Source organism: Pseudomonas sp. GCM10022186, from assembly GCF_042656385.1.
Lineage (GTDB): Bacteria > Pseudomonadota > Gammaproteobacteria > Pseudomonadales > Pseudomonadaceae > Metapseudomonas.
In genome coordinates, this window is record NZ_JBHSOU010000052.1 from 206401 (window position 1) to 222119 (window position 15719).

Below are 15719 nucleotides of genomic sequence, written 5' to 3' on the forward strand. Positions count from 1 at the left end.
TGTCGATGAACGATTACCTCGACCCGCAGGCCTTGGACGCGGCAGCCCTGAATGGGCGCCTGGTACAGATGCGCGCGTCCTTCTTGCGCGAGATGCCGGCCACCTACGAAACCCGCCGCGACCGTATTCGCAGGACCATCGCCATGACCCTGCGGCACGCCGACGCCTTTGTCGCCGCCTCGCAGGAGGACTTCCCCAGCCGGCGCGCCGAACTGGCGCGCCTAACCGAAGTGTTCATGCCGCTGGATGCCATGCGGCATGCCGAACGCAAGCTGGCCAGCTGGATGAAGCCCCAAAGACGCGGTGCGCCGCAGCCCTTCGCGCTCTTCGGAGCTCGAGCCCAGGTGCAGTACCAGCCTCTGGGCGTGGTGGGCGTGATCGCTCCGTGGAACGCCCCGCTCACCTTGCTGTTGCTGCCTCTGGCGACGATCCTCGCCGCCGGTAATCGCGCCTTCCTGCGTCCCAGCGACCAGACCCCGGCATGCGCGGCGGCCATCGACGCCGCGGTGCGCGAGTATTTCGATCCCGACGAGGTGAGCGTGGCCCTCGGCGGCCTGCAGACCTCCCAGGCGTTTTCCGCTCTACCCCTGGACCACCTGCTGTTTACCGGCAGCACCGGAGTGGGTCGCGCGGTGGCCGCATCGGCGGCGGACAACCTGACCCCGCTGACTCTGGAGCTGGGCGGCAAGTGCCCTGTGTTCGTTCTGGCCGACGCCGACGTGGCTGAAGCCGGCCGCCGTCTGGCTCTGGGCAAGCTGATGAATGGTGGCCAGGGCTGCCTCTGCCCGGACACCGCCTTTGTTCCCGCCACGCTGCAGCAACCGCTGATCCGGGCCATGGACGCCGAGGTGCGGCGCCAGGCTGTGGGCGAGGATCTGTGCGGGTTGTTTAGTGCGCGCCACTACGAACGCTTGCAGGCGATCGTGGACGAAGCGCGGCTGGCCGGTGCGCGGGTGATTACCCTGGGCGCCGAGGCCTCCGATCCGGCGAGCCTGCGCATGGCGCCGACAGTTATCGTCGACCCGGCGCCGGAGCTGCGCGCCAGTCGTGAGGAGTTGTTCGGCCCGGTGCTCGTTCTGCGCAGTTGCGATGAACCACAGGTCGCGCTTGCCGGGCTGCGCCAGGGCGAAAAGCCGTTGGGGCTCTACGTGTTCTCGCGCGACGCCAGCGCCGCGCAGCAGGTGCTGGACGCCAGCTTCTCCGGAGGCGCCACGGTCAACGACACGCTGATGCACCTCTCGGTCAAGGACCTGCCGTTCGGCGGAGTGGGGCACAGCGGCATGGGTGCCTACGGCTTCGGGGTCGAGGGCTTCCGCCGTTTCAGTCACGCCCGTGCGGTGTACTGGCAGGGTGGGCCTTTCAGCCTGCTGCGGGCGATGCACCCGCCTTACGGAAAGCTCTACCAACTGGCGGTGGAGGGCGCTCTGCGCCGCCTGATGCGGCGCTACGCCGATGTGCCGCCGCAAAACAGCCGTCACGACACGGCACCCGGAATTCCAACGACAAAGCCGATGCAGGAGTAACCCATCCATGCTGCCCGAGAAGAAACTCGACGTCGCGGTGAGCGAGGCGGTTTCGCAACGCCTCGTCACCCACCTGCGGGAAGACACTACCGACCTCGCCGAGCATGACCTGCTCGTGCCGGTTTCCGACTTCGTGAGCCCCGAGCGAGCCGCGGCCGAGGTGGCTCTGATGAAGTCGCTGCCGACAGTGGTCGCCCACGCCTCGGAGATTCGCAACAACGGCGACTTCCTCACCCGCGAAATCCTCGACATGCCGTTGTTGATCGTGCGCCAGACTGACGGCCGAGCTCAGGTCTACCTGAACATGTGCCGCCATCGCGGCGGGCGGGTGGAACAGGCCGCAACCGGCAACAAGCGCGTGTTCATGTGCCAGTACCACGGCTGGTCCTATGACCGCGACGGCGGCGGGCTGCGTACCGTGCCTTACGAGTCGTCGTTCGAGAAGATCGAACGCGGTTGCAACAGCCTGATCGCGTTCCCCACCGAGGAGCGTCACGGCCTGGTCTTCGCTGTGCTCTCGCAAGTGCCGGCGCCAGCCCTGGCTGATTACCTGGGAGGCGAGGTGGATGCGCAGATGGCCCCCTGGCAGCTAGATGCCTCGAGCGTGATACTCGACAAGACCTTTGTCATGGACATCAACTGGAAGCTGATCATGGATGGCGCCATCGACATCATCCACCCGCGCTTCCTGCACCCGGGCGGCGTCGGCGACCTGATCGAATCCAACGTCGGAGTGTTCAAGGACTACGGCCGACACTGCCAGCACTTCGGTGCGCGCACCAAGCTCAAGGCGCTGGCCAAGTCCGAGGCTCCGGTGAGTGGCGGCTCCAAGTACATCGGTTCGAACCTGGTCATCTACCCCAACTCGATGATGATCGCCGCGCCTGAACACGTGGAGTTCTGGACCGTGTGGCCCTGCGTCGGCAATCCGGGACGCTCGCTGACCCATCTGCGCTTCCTGGTGCGTGATGCCATCCTCGACGACGCCCTGCTGGCGCGAGTGAACAAGAGCTGGGAGATCCTCCAGCGCGCCGCCACCGAGGAAGACTGGCCGATGGAAAGGTTCATCCAGCAGAACGCCGAGGCCTGGCCCCACGGCACTTACCGCTACGGACGCAGCGAGGTGGCCTGCGCTCACCTGCACCGCCAGCTGCAGAGCGATATCGACGAAACGGCGAGCAAAGCCTGACGCGGCCTGCCTTGCGTGCGTCGACGACAACAATAACGAGGAAAGACCCGATGTCCGGTTATGACTTTCTCAATGGGCTGCGCGTACTCGAAGTCGCGCAGCTCGGTCCCTCCAGCTTGGGCGGCTACCTTGCCGACATGGGCGCCGAGGTGATCAAGGTGGAGGGCGCCGACGGCGACCCCGTGCGGCGCAGCGGCCAGTATGCGGTGGGTGGGCCTGACGGCTTGAGCTTCCTGCACCTGCGCTGGAACCGCGGCAAGCGCAGCTTGGGGCTGAACCTCAAGCACCCGGAGGGTGCTGCCATCTTCCGCCGTCTTGTGGAACAGGCCGATGTGGTGATCGAGGGAATGCGCGCCGGAGTGCTGGAACGCCTGGGCCTGGGCTATGAGGCGCTGCGCGAGCTGAATCCGCGGCTGGTGTTCTGCTCCATTTCCGGCCTGGGTAGCAGCGGGCCTTATCACACCCAGGGTTCCCACGGGCCGTCGTTCGACGCCTTCGGCGCCTTGTCCTCGACGAACCCCTATGCGCTGCCGCCGGAGCAGCAGGCCGAGGCCGGCGCGGTGCCGGTAGGCATGCACGCCATGGGGCTCAATGGGGCGCTCGGCACGTTGTCGGCATTGCTTCGCGCGCAGCGTACCGGGCAGGGCGCCTACATCGAAGTCAGTGGTGCGGAGTCCGCCGCGCACTGGCTGCCCGACGCAGCCAACAGCCGGCTCAATGCCGAGGTGCTGCATGAGCGCCCCGGTTTCCTCAACAGCCAGAAACGCATGGCCGGCTGGCCGCGCCTGAGCGCCTACCGCACCCGCGATGGCCGCGGCATCTTCTTCCAGGGCCTGTTCCCGAAATTCTGGAACCGCTTCTGCGAGGTCGTGGAGCGTCCGGACCTGCCGCTGATCTACCAGCAGGTGGCGGACTCCGGCGCCGCCGACGAGGCGATGCAGACCGCGCTGGCCGAGTTGTTCGCCAGCCGCGACTACGCCGACTGGATGGCCCTGTTCGTGGAGCATGACATTCCCGCCGGCCCGGCCAACAGCGCAGACACCCTCGTGCAGGACCCGCATTTCCTTGCCCGTGACAACGTGTACGAGGTGGAGCAGCCCGGCGCGGGCCTCCTGCGCCTGTCGTCCTCGCCGGTCAAGACCACCGGCCAGGCGTTTGCCCCTACCGCTGCGCCCGAGCAATGGCAGGATTCCGCAGCGCTGCTGCGTGAGCGCCTGGGGCTGGACGACGAAACCCTGGTGCGGCTGCGCACCAACGAAGCCATCTACCTGCAACCAGCCGACTGACCGAGCGGGATACACGACATGCAGAACTTGAATGAAACCCTGCGCTACTGGGCTCGCCGCTGGCCCGAGCGCCTGGCCCTGCGCGGCCATGGTGGCGACCTCAGCTGGGGTGAGCTGGACCGTGGAAGCGACAGCATCGCCGCCGGCCTGCACGCTTGCGGCGTGCGCCAAGGTGACCGCATCGGCATCCTGATGCACAACCGCAACGAGTTCATCGAAACCCTGCTCGGTGCCTGGAAGCTCGGCGTGGCGGTGACTCTGCTCAACGTCCGCTTCACTGCCCGAGAGATGCTCTACCCGGTGCTCGACGCTGGCCTCTCGCTGGTCGTCACCGAGGCGCAGCTGAGCGGCATCCTCACCGAAGCGCGCGAGGCGGTACCCGGATTGCGTGTGTTCTCGGTGGATGTGGCGCCCGGTGCGCGCCCGCTGGACGAGCTGCGCCGGCCGCCGGAAGAGCTGCCGGAAGTGCAGGTGAAGCCCGAGGATATCGCCCTCGTCTGCTACACCTCCGGCACTACCGGGGTACCCAAGGGCGCCATGATCAGCCACGCCAACCTGATGGCCTCGAGCCTGGCACGGGTGATCCCTTGCGGCATCACCCACGCCGACAAGCTGCTGATTTCGCTGCCGCTGGCCTACACAGGTGGCATGTGCAACTACATCCGTGACGGTCTGTTCCCCGGCTCGACGACTGTGCTGGCATCCAGTTTCGACACCGAAGAGCTGATGCAGCTGATCACCCGCGAGCGGATCAACACCTGGACCGTGGTGCCGGTGCTGCTGGAACGTATGCGCCAGCACCCAGCCTTCGCCGAGATGGATTTTTCCAGTCTGCGCAACCTGGTGGCCGGTGGCGCGCCGGTAAGCCCGTTCCTGCTGCAATCGTGGCAGGACGCCGGCGTGTCCATCACCCAAGGCTATGGCCTGACAGAGGTGTCCGGCGGCTTCGCTACCCTGCTGTTCCATGACGAGGCACAGCGCAAATTCGGCTCAGCCGGGCGCGCGGTGATGCAGGCCGAGGTCCGTGTGCTTAATGCCCGGGGCGAGCCGGCGGCATTCGGCGAAGTAGGGGAAATCTGCGTGGCCGGGCCCATCGTCATGGAGGGTTATTTGAACAAGCCGGAGGAAACCGCGGCCATCCGCAACGGCCGCTGGCTGCTGACCGGCGACACCGGAAGGATGGACGAGGAGGGCTTCCTCACCATCGTCGACCGCAGCAAGGACATGCTGATATCCGGTGGCCTCAACGTGTATCCGGCGGAGTTGGAGCACACGCTCGCCGATGTCCTTGGCAGCGGCGAGTTCGCCATCATCGGTGTGCCCGACGAGCGCTGGGGCGAAGTCCCGATGATCGTCGCCCATGGCGGGCAGGTGGACCTCGAACTGCTCAAGGCGCGCTGCCTGGAACAACTGGCCGACTACAAGCGCCCGCGCTTCCTGGTGCAACTAGATACGCCGCTGCCGCGAACCTACTCCGGCAAGGTACTCAAGCGCGAGCTGCGTCAGCAGTTCCGCAGCGTGCCACTGCACGCGGTAAGCCTGAAGGAAGCGCGCTAGCCCAATCGAAGGAGGAACACATCCATGCACTGCGATTCATCTATCCCGGCGCTGCGCGGTACCTCACTGGCCGGCAGCCGCGGGGTCAGCCTGGCCGCCGACGTCGCCGGCGGCGCCGGGCAGGACAGCGTGATCCTGCTCCACGGTGGCGGCCAGACCCGCCACTCCTGGGGCAAGGCCGCGGCCGACCTGGCCGGCGCCGGCTACCACGTAATTTCTCTGGATCTGCGCGGCCACGGCGACAGCGACTGGGCACCGGACGCCGACTACACCCTGGAAGCCTTCGTCGGCGACCTGCACGCGGTCATCGCGACCCTCGACAGCCCGCCGGTGATCATTGGTGCGTCCCTGGGCGGCGCGACCGCCCTAGTGACCGTGGGCGAGGCCGAAGCCGGCCTGGTCCGCGCGCTGGTATTGGTGGATGTGGTGCCGCGTATGTCCAGCGTCGGGGTGGAGCAGATCCGTAATTTCATGCAAGGCAACATGGACGGCTTCGCGTCGGTCGAAGAGGCCGCCGAGGCGGTTGCGCGCTACCTGCCCAACCGGCCGCGGCCCAGCTCCAGCGAGGGCTTGCTGAAGAACCTGCGCGAGGGCCGTGATGGTCGCCTCTACTGGCACTGGGACCCAGCCTTCCAGGTGGGCGAGCGGCGCATCGACTCGAGCATGATGACCCGACGCATGGAGGCGGCGGCGCGCCAGGTACAGGTGCCAACGCTGTTGGTACGTGGCAAGCAAAGCGACGTGGTAAGCCATGAGGGCGCCAGCCAACTGCTGGAACTGATTCCCCATGCCAGATGCGTCGACGTCGAAGGCGCCGGGCACATGGTCGCCGGCGACCGCAACGATATCTTCAACTCGGCCATCCTGGCTTTCCTCGACGGTCTGGAACAGCCGGTGTAAAGCCGTCCTCATCGGTTCCGGCAGGGAAAATCGTCGGAACCGATGAGGAAGCCATCTTCGCCCCTGCCGGATACTCGTGAGCATCGCGCCCGCCGTCCCACCCAGCTCCGAAGGGTGGGGCGCGCGGTCGCAGCACGAGTCAGAACAAGAGGCAGCAAGATGGACAATCCCACTTCGCAAGCAACCCTCCCGTTGTCAGGCATCCGCGTGTTGGAGCTGACCCTCGGCAACCTGGAAGGCTGTGGTCGCTTCCTCGCCGACCTCGGCGCGGAGGTGCTGCTGGTCGAGCCCAAGGGCGGCCTGCCGTCGCGAGTCCGGCCGCCGCTGAAGGACGGCGTCAGCCTGCACTTCGCCAGCCATAACGCCAATAAGCTCAGCGTCGAGCTCGACCTTCACGACCCCGCCGACCTCGAGCGCCTGGGCGCCCTGCTGGACGGTGCGGACCTCTTCCTCGAGTCCACCCCGACAGGCTGGCTGCAGCGCAGCGGCCTGGCCGCCCGGCTGCGTCCGCGACTGGTGACCCTGAGTCTCACTGACTTCGGTCGCAGCGGGCCCTATGCCGCCTTCAACGGCAGCAATGCCGTGCTCCTGGCCATGGGCGGGGTGCTGGCGCGCTCCGGGATCAAGGGCCATGCGCCATTGCTGCCGCCAGGAGAGCTGGCCTATGAGACGGCGGCATTGCAGGCCGCCTGGGTAGCGCTGAGCGCCCTCTGGAACGTCAGCAATGGCGGCGTCGGTGGCTACTTCGATTTCTCCGTCCACGACTCCACACTGCAGATCCTCGATCCCGGCATGGGGGTCACCGGCAGTGCCGCCGGCGGCCGCAGTGCCCTGGAGCTGGCGCCTCGCGGGCGACCGCCGTTGGGCAATGGATATCCGATCTTCGCCTGTCGCGACGGCGCCGTGCGCATCTGTCTGCTCAACCCCCGGCAATGGCAGGGCATGTCGGCCTGGCTGGGCGACGACCATCCCTTCACCGATCCGGCCTTCGCCAGCCTGTCGCGGCGCTTCAAGGTGATCCGCGAGATCAATGCGCTGATCGCCGAGCTGTTCCGCCAACGTAGCGTCGCCGAGCTGGTGGCGGAGGGGCAGCGCCGAGGAGTGCCCATCGCCGCCGTGTCGCGACCGCAGGAGGTCCTGCGTGACGAGCATTTCCGTGCCCGGGACAGCTTCGTCGACCTACCCCTAGGCAACGGCGCGGTGGGGCGCGTTCCCTTCGGTTTCGTCGAGATCGATGGCCAGCAGGCCGGCGCGCGTAGCACGGCGCCGGAACTGGGCGCAGACAACGGCGTGCAGTGGTCCGCTGCGGCATCTCCCTCCATGAGCCAGCCACAGCGCCGCCCCTTCGACGGTATACGTGTGTTGGACTTGGGCGTGATCGTCGCCGGCGCCGAGCTCGGCCGTCTACTGGCCGATCAGGGCGCCGAGGTGATCAAGGTGGAGAGCGGAGCCTACCCGGATGGCCTGCGCCAGTCCCTGGACAATCGTCCGATGAGCATCTCCTTCGCTCAGGGCTCTCGCGGCAAGCGCTCACTCGGACTGAACCTGCGAGATCCGCGCGGTGTGGAGCTGTTCAAGCGCCTGGTGGAGCAGTCCGACGTGGTGCTTTCCAACTTCAAGCCCGGCACGTTGGAGTCGCTGGGTATCGACTACGAAGTGCTGGCGCGCATCAAGCCGGACATCATCATGGCGGACAGCAGCGCCCTGGGTAACCACGGTCCCCTCAGCCGCAGCATGGGCTACGGGCCGTTGGTGCGCGCTAGCACCGGGCTGACCTGGTTGTGGCGCTATCCGGAGATGGACGAGGGCTACAGCGACAGCACCACCATCTTCCCCGACCACTTCGCCGCGCGCGTTTCCGCTGCCGCCATCGCTGCTGCCTTGCTCAGGCGCCAGCGTAGCGGGAGGGGAGGGCGGGTCAGCCTGTGCCAGGCGGAAAGCATCCTCGCCACGTTGGCATGCGACTTCCTGGAAGAGTCGGTGGCACCGGGGACCTTTGTTCCCCGTGGCAACCGCGATCGCTTCGATGCGCCGGGCAACCTGTTCCCCTGCGCCGGCGATGACGAATGGTGTGCCATCAACGTGAGTGGCGACGCGCAGTGGCGTGCGCTGTGTGAGGCACTGGGGCGCGAGGATTGGCTGGGTGATTCCCGCCTGGCCAGCAGCGAGGGCCGTCTGGCCCGCGCGGCGGAGCTAGAGGCCGGCGTCGCCGAATGGACCCGCCTGCGCAGCCCTGTGGAGGTGCGTGACCTGCTCCAGAGCCGTGGTGTTCCGGCCGGCAACATGCTGCGCTTGGACGAGCTGGCGGCCGACCCTCAGCTGCGAGCTCGCGGCTTCTTCCGCACGCTATTCCAGCCTGGCCTGGACGCGCCGTTGCTGACCGAAAACGCTCCGGCCCTCGGCCCATTGCCGGAACCGCGTATTCGCCCGGCGCCCTTCCTCGGCCAGCACACCCTGGAGATTGCCGCCGAGTTGCTCGGCCTGGAGGCTGCGGACCGCGCCGAACTGGTCCGCGAAGGCGTGCTGGAACCTATCTCGGCGGAGATCGAAGCCCTGCTGGCGGACGCCGCCACCCGCACCCCGGAGCCGGAGGCCCAGCCATGACCTGCCCGAAGTTCGACAACCTGGAACTGACCCTCGACGAGGACGGCATTGCTGTGCTCTACCTCAATCGTCCGGACAAGCTCAATGCCTTCACGTCGGAGATGGTCCGCGAGTTCCTCGCTGCCCTCGACTACACCGACGCCGAGGACCGCGTACGTGCCCTTGTGGTCACGGGGCGAGGTCGTGCCTTCTGCGCCGGGGCGGATCTGTCGGCTGGCGCCGGCAGCTTCGACTATGCCGGTGATGAAGTGTTCCGCGATGAGGGGGGGCTGCTCACCCTGCGCATCTTCCGTAGCCTCAAGCCGATCATCGGCGCGGTGAACGGAGCGGCAGTGGGCGTTGGCGCAACCTTGCTATTGGCCATGGACGTACGCCTGGCTTCCAACCTGTCACGCTTCGGCTTCGTCTTCGCCCGTCGCGGGATAGTCCCCGAGGCAGCCTCGTCGTGGTTCCTTTCCAAGGCGGTGGGGGTCTCCACGGCCTTGCAGTGGTGCTATTCCGGGCGTCTCGTCGCTGCAGACGAGGCGCTTGCCCGAGGCCTGCTGCATTCCACTCACGACCCCGAGAAGCTGCTCGCCGCGGCCAAGGAGATGGCGCGTAGTTTCGTCGAGCACAGCGCCCCCGTCTCCCTTGCCGTGACGCGGCAGATGATCTGGCGCATGAGCACGGCCGAACACCCCATGGCGGCGCACGAACTGGACAGCCGCGCGGTGCAGGCACGCGGCCGATCGGCCGATGCCCGCGAGGGCGTCTCGGCCTTCCTGGACAAGCGTCCGGCCGAATTCCCGGATCGGGTGTCCAGCGATCTTCCGGCCTGCTTCGACTGGCGTGGCGAGCCGCAATTCCACTGAATGAGGAGGGCCGTTTGCCGCGTCGTGAACGGCCCGCTTAGAAAATCGTCGCATCCGACGATGGGGCATCCGGTAGCGATGCCTTAGCGTTGATTTCGTCTCCGGGCTCGTGGCCGCAACAGCGCGAAGCCCTGACATGAAAAACGAGCACACCTGTCTGGACGAGGGTGGTCACCGAGATAACAAGAATAATTACAAGAGGAGAACCGCTGATGAAGGTCAGTCGGAGAGCGTCTTGCAACAAGCCCATGCAGTTGGCACTGCTGCCGGCGATGGTGATGGCGGCGTTCTGCAGCGGCAACGCGCAGGCGTTCACCTTCGAAACCGAGGACTGGAAAGGTTACTGGGACAACACCCTGACCTACAACCTCGGCTTCCGTGCCCGCGACGTCGACAACAAGATCGGCAACGACCCGTCGTTCGACGAGTCGGAATACAAGTTCAAGGATCGCGGAGATGTGGTGACCAACCGCTTCAATCTGCTGACCGAGCTCGGCGGCACCTACCGCGACAAGCTTTCCCTGAGGGTGTCGGCCCAAGGCTGGCATGACTTCGCCTATGACGACGATGTGAAAGGCAATCCCGGCGAATTCGCCCCGGGCGTACCCTACAGGGCACTGGCCGCTTATCCCTCCGGCCATTACCGCAGCGGTGTGGAGCATGATTACATTACTGGCGGGCGGCTGCTGGACGCTTTTGTTCAATATTCCGATTCATTCGATGATTCCTCCTATACCGCGCGCCTTGGGCGGAATACCCAGTTCTGGGGCAACGGGCTGTTCTTCCCCTTCCAAAGCATTTCCTATTCGCAGGGCGCAGTCGATGGTATCGCCGGTGCCGCTGCGCCAGGAACTCCGACCAAGGCGCTCTTCCTTCCGCGCAATCAGGTCAACCTGACTACCCAGCTCACGTCGTCCTTTGGTCTCGGTTTCCAGTACTTCCTTGAGCGCGCAGAGAACCAACTGCCGCAGGGCGGCACCTACCTGGCGCCGGTGGACTTCCTGTTCACCGGTCAGGACAGCATGCTCGGGATTCCGCGTGGCTCGAGCGAGCGTGCGGATGAGATCAATGACAACTTCGGCCTTAATGCCGCCTGGCAGGTGACCCCCGATTCGACTGTGAGCTTCTTCTATAGACGGTTGGACGAGGTACAGCCCTGGGCACCGCTACTCAGGTTGGAGGGTGGTGCGCCGTCGTACTTCATCTCCTACAACCAAGATGTGAATCTCTACGGCATCAGCCTGGACACACCGGTCGGCGAGAGCAGCCTGGGCATGGAGCTTTCCTACCGCGACGGCACTGCGCTCAACAGTACGCCCAGCCTGGCGGCGGACGATCCCACAAGAGGCGCCACTGGTGACGTGGTCAATATGATCGCCAACGTCCTGGTGCCCTTGAGTACGACGCCTTTCTATGAGACGGGTACTTTCATTGCCGAGCTGGCTTACACCCGGGTGCTGTCCGTCGACTCGACGAACAAGGCGCTCTACAAGGCTGAGGGCTTCGCAGGTTGTGCCGGCAAGGACAAATGGGACGGTTGCTCGACTCGTAACGCAACGGCGCTGGCGCTGTCCTTCACGCCTGAGTGGTTACAGGTTGCGCCCGGCGTCAACCTGAGCATGCCGACCAGCGTCACCGTAGGGCTCAAGGGCAATCCGGGCGTTCTCGGTGGTACTGCCCAGGGCTCCTACAAGTTCTCCGTCGGCTTAGCGGCTAATTTCTTCGCCAGGCATACCTTGAAGGTCGAGTACATCGGTAGTCGAGCCCATACCGGGGATACCGTGCTGACGCCCGCAGGTCTGCCGGTGTTCGAAGGCGGCAACGGTAGCTACATGCTGAACGACCGCGATTGGATTTCGATCACTGCGCAGACCGTTTTCTAGCCGCAGCGGCCGATTTATGGCCCCCTGGCTCCGGGGGCCATTTTTCTTTTCAAGACATCGCTGGACGCTTGTCCGATAGCTGGTAAAGGCCGGTCCAGAGCGATCGGCAATATCGTCGTATCCGACGATGGCAATGGGGGCGAGATCCCTAAGAATCGAATCAACCAGGCAGGGCCCTCGAGAGGGCTGGCTGTGGAACAATAAGAAGGAACCCAGTATGTGTGGCCTGACATGCACTGAAGACAAACCCGGTAATTCACGGTTGCGGAGAAGCCCCCGTCGCGCTGGCTTCTCCCCGGTGCGGCAGCTCGCCGGTGCGCTGGTAATCTGCCTTGCCGCCTCCTTCGAACCTGCCTATCAGGCCCTGGCCCAGGGCTTCGCTGATCCGCTGGATACGCCAGCGCTCCTGCATCGTGAGGCGCTGGACAGGCTGCCAGTGCAGGCGCTGGCCAGCCTTGGTGGCGACAAGCTGATCGCGGTCGGCATGCGTGGCGTGATCCTGCTCAGCGAAGACGGCGGTAGTCACTGGCGTCAGGTCCAAGTGCCGGTCGGCTCCGATCTGATCGATCTGTCGTTCGTTTCGTCCCAGCAGGGTTGGGTGGTGGGCCAGGACGGTGTGATCCTGGCCAGCAGCGACGGCGGCGATACCTGGACCAAACAGCTCGATGGGCGCCAGGCGCTCGATCAGCTCACTCGCTACTATCGCGAGAATGCCGGGCTCGATGAGCAGGTGCGCGATGGCTTCGTGCAGCAGCTGGAGACGAATCTAGGCACCGGGCCGGTGCTGCCCTTCCTCAGCGTGCATTTCAGCAGCGCCACCAATGGCCTGGCCAGCGGCCCGTTCGGCATGCTTGTCGCCAGCGAGGATGGCGGTCAGCACTGGCGACCCGCGCTGCACGAGATCGACAACCCGGACTTCCTGCACCTCAATGCCATTGGCCAGGTAGGCGATCAACTGTTCATCGCCTCTGAACAGGGCGTCGTGTTCAAGGCCGACGTCCGCGAACGTCGCTTCCGCCCGGTAGCCACCGGCCACGTGGGCTCGTTCTTCAGCATCGCCGGGCATGGAGACGTGGTGCTAGCCGGCGGCCTCGGCGGCGTGCTCTACGCCAGCCACGACCGGGGGGAGAGCTGGGCCGCCCTGTCCACGCCCTTGACCCAACTGGTCACCCGAATCGAGTTCGATCCGCAGGCGCAGCGTTTCATCGCCATCAGCTCCGGCGGGGAAGTGTTGTCGATTGCGGCGGACCTGCACGAATCCAGCCTGCGCCAGGCGCGGGCACCGATGCTCTACACCGATGTCGCCAGCCTGCCCGGACGCCTGGTCTTCGCCAGTATCCAGGGGCTAACCCGGGATGCGACAGACAAGCTGCAATCGCAAGAAGGTGAGCAATGATGAAGGTGGATGTATCTCGCCTGAAGAATATGCCGGTGGTCGCTACGGTCGAGGCCTTCGACCGTCGCAGCGGCGACCTGGCCGAGCGTGTGATCTTCAATTCCCGGGGTCTGGTGATCCTGCTGTCGCTGCTGGCAACCCTCCTGCTGGGCTGGCAGGCCGCGCGGTTGACCGTTGGCTCCAACTTCAGTCAGATGATCCCGCAGTCCCACCCCTTCATCCTCAACTACTTCGACAACGCAGACTCCCTTGGCGGGCTCGGCAACGCCGTGCGTGTGGTGGTGGAGAACAAGCAGGGCGATATTTACGATCCCGAGTACCTGGAGGTGCTCAAGGAGATCAACGACAAGGTGTACCTGCTGCCCGGCGTTGACCGCGTGTACATGAAGTCGCTGTGGATGCCGGTGGTCCGCTGGACCGAAGTCACCGACCAGGGCTTCGTCGGCGGGCCGGTGATGCCGGAGAACTACGACGGGGCCGCGCCGTCGCTGGAGCAGCTCGAACGCAACGTCGCGCGCGGCAACCTCAGCGGCACGCTTGTGGCCAACAATGCGCGTTCCAGTCTGCTGTTCGTACCCCTGCTGGAGCGATTCGCCGATACCGGGAAAGCGGTGGACTCCGCCGAGTTCGCTCGTCAGCTGGACAGCATTCGGGCCTTTGAGAGCGACAAGATTGGCATCCACGTGGTGGGCTTCCCGCAACTGGTGGGTGACCTGATCGCCGGGCTGAACAAGGTGATGGTGTTCTTCGTCTTCGCCGCGCTGATCGCCATGGTCATCATCTTCGCCTACACCCGCTGCCTGAAGAGCACGCTGCTGGTGACCGTCTGCTCGATCATGGCGGTGGTTTGGCAGCTGGGCATCTTCCACCTGATGGGCTACGTGATCGATCCCTACTCGATCCTGGTGCCCTTCCTGGTGTTCGCCATCGGCATCTCCCATGGCGCACAGAAGATGAACGGGGTGATGCAGGATGTCGGCCGTGGCACCCATCGCTACGTCGCGGCCCGCTACACCTTCCGGCGCTTGTTCCTGGCAGGCCTCACCGCACTGCTGGCGGATGTGGTCGGCTTCGCGGTGCTGGTGACGATCGACATCCCGATGATCCAGGGTCTGGCCATCGCCGCCAGCATCGGTGTCGCAGTGCTGATCTTCACCAACCTCATCCTGCTGCCGGTGCTGCTGTCCTACTCCGGCGTGTCGCCCCGGGCGGCTGCACGCAGTCTGCGCGAAGGGCATTCGGCGAGCCGCCTGGAGTTCCTGGTGCGCTTCACCCGCCCGGGCCCCGCGAAGGTCATGCTGGGGGTGTCGCTGGTCCTCGTCGCAATCGGTTACCTGGCTAGCCGTGACATGCGCATAGGCGATCTAGACCCTGGCGCTCCGGAGCTTCGCGCGGACTCGCGCTACAACCTGGACAACGCCTTCATTACTCGCAATTTCGGCCTATCCAGCGACCAGTTCGCGATCATCGTCAAGACCGCCCCAGGCAAGATCAACAGCTTCGAAACCCTGCTGGAGATGGATCGCCTGGAGGAACTGCTGCGGCGCCTGCCCGGCGTGCAGGCGACCGTGTCTCTGGGCAGCCTGACCCGCGTATTCACTGCCGGAAACTCGGAGAACAACCCGAAGTGGATGAGCATTCCGCGGGATGAATTGATGACTACCAACGCCACGTCTCAGATCGCGGTGACCTATCCGGACCTGGTCAATGAGGACTACTCGGTCGCCCCGGTCATCGCCTACCTGGCCGACCACAAGGCGGAAACCCTGGAACGGGTGGTGTCGCTGGTCCAGGAGTTTTCCCGCGAGCACGACACGGAGGACCGCCAGTTCCTTCTGGCCGCGGGCAGCGCCGGTATCGAAGCGGCGACCAACGACATGGTGCGGCATGCCCACTATCGACTGATCCTCTGGGTTTACCTGGCGGTAATCCTGCTGTGCTTCATCACCTTCCGTTCCTGGCGTGCCGTGCTGGTGGCGGTGATTCCGCTGATCATCACCACCATTCTTTGCGAAGCGCTAATGGTCTGGCTGGGCATCGGCCTGAAGGTGGCTACCTTGCCGGTAATGGCCCTTGGCGTGGGGATTGGGGTGGACTACGCCCTCTACCTGCTGAGCGTGCAACTGGCTCACCTGCGTGCGGGGCTGTCCCTGGCGGATGCCTATCGCAACGCACTGAACTTCACCGGCAAGGTCGTCGCGCTGATCGGCGTAACCCTCTCGGTTGCCGTGGTGACCTGGATCTGGTCGCCGATCAAGTTCCAGGCGGACATGGGCTGGCTGCTGACCTTCATGTTCGTTTGGAACATGGTCGGAGCCCTAGCGTTGATACCGGCCCTTTCATATCTCCTGCTCAACCGGAAATTCGAGAGTTCGGATTCCCGCTCGGCGGAAAACGATGTCGTGGAGAAGACCCTGACGCCCGATGGAAAAGGGCAAGAACGATTGCGTACAGGCTCGGAACGGATTGGTACGGTCCCTGAAGTTCAGTGAAGCCGACGGTTCAACAATAAAAGCGCAAACTGGAGAAC

10 protein-coding genes are annotated in these 15719 nt (G+C 65.1%); all 10 read left to right on the top strand.

The features are described from left to right. Positions 1 to 5 precede the first annotated feature (5 nt). The 10 genes from ACFPU0_RS18055 (at position 6) to ACFPU0_RS18100 (ending at position 15681) form a co-directional block, all read left to right on the top strand. A complete protein-coding gene (locus tag ACFPU0_RS18055; RefSeq protein ID WP_377694637.1) occupies positions 6 to 1523 on the top strand; it encodes an aldehyde dehydrogenase family protein in 1518 nt (505 codons plus the stop codon). A 7-nt stretch (positions 1524 to 1530) separates the two neighbouring features. Next, positions 1531 to 2712: an aromatic ring-hydroxylating oxygenase subunit alpha gene (locus tag ACFPU0_RS18060; protein WP_377694638.1), complete on the top strand. Its 1182-nt coding sequence runs from the start codon at positions 1531 to 1533 to the stop codon at positions 2710 to 2712. 50 nt (positions 2713 to 2762) lie between these two features. Next, positions 2763 to 3998: a CaiB/BaiF CoA transferase family protein gene (locus ACFPU0_RS18065; RefSeq protein ID WP_377694639.1), complete on the top strand. Its 1236-nt coding sequence runs from the start codon at positions 2763 to 2765 to the stop codon at positions 3996 to 3998. Positions 3999 to 4016: 18 nt separating this feature from the next. Beyond that, positions 4017 to 5555 carry a class I adenylate-forming enzyme family protein gene (locus ACFPU0_RS18070; protein WP_377694641.1) on the top strand — a complete coding sequence of 513 codons (1539 nt, stop codon included), beginning with the start codon at positions 4017 to 4019 and terminating at the stop codon, positions 5553 to 5555. Positions 5556 to 5579: 24 nt separating this feature from the next. Beyond that, complete coding sequence (locus ACFPU0_RS18075; RefSeq protein WP_377694642.1) at positions 5580 to 6455, top strand: alpha/beta fold hydrolase; 876 nt, start codon at positions 5580 to 5582, stop codon at positions 6453 to 6455. Positions 6456 to 6614: 159 nt separating this feature from the next. Then, positions 6615 to 9059, top strand: a complete 2445-nt coding sequence (locus ACFPU0_RS18080; protein WP_377694643.1) for a CaiB/BaiF CoA transferase family protein — start codon at positions 6615 to 6617, stop codon at positions 9057 to 9059. Beyond that, positions 9056 to 9910, top strand: coding sequence for a crotonase/enoyl-CoA hydratase family protein (locus ACFPU0_RS18085; RefSeq protein WP_377694644.1), 855 nt, complete (start codon positions 9056 to 9058; stop codon positions 9908 to 9910). Before ACFPU0_RS18080 ends, ACFPU0_RS18085 begins: the two co-directional genes overlap by 4 nt. 248 nt (positions 9911 to 10158) lie before the next feature. After that, positions 10159 to 11793, top strand: coding sequence for a DUF1302 domain-containing protein (locus ACFPU0_RS18090; RefSeq protein ID WP_377694645.1), 1635 nt, complete (start codon positions 10159 to 10161; stop codon positions 11791 to 11793). 298 nt (positions 11794 to 12091) lie between these two features. Further along, entirely contained in the window at positions 12092 to 13189 is a 1098-nt protein-coding gene (locus ACFPU0_RS18095) for a WD40/YVTN/BNR-like repeat-containing protein (protein ID WP_377694646.1), read from the top strand. Next, on the top strand, positions 13186 to 15681 hold the full coding sequence (locus ACFPU0_RS18100; RefSeq protein WP_377694648.1) for an efflux RND transporter permease subunit: 2496 nt from the start codon (positions 13186 to 13188) through the stop codon (positions 15679 to 15681). The genes ACFPU0_RS18095 and ACFPU0_RS18100 overlap by 4 nt, the downstream gene beginning before the upstream one ends. Positions 15682 to 15719 lie beyond the last annotated feature (38 nt).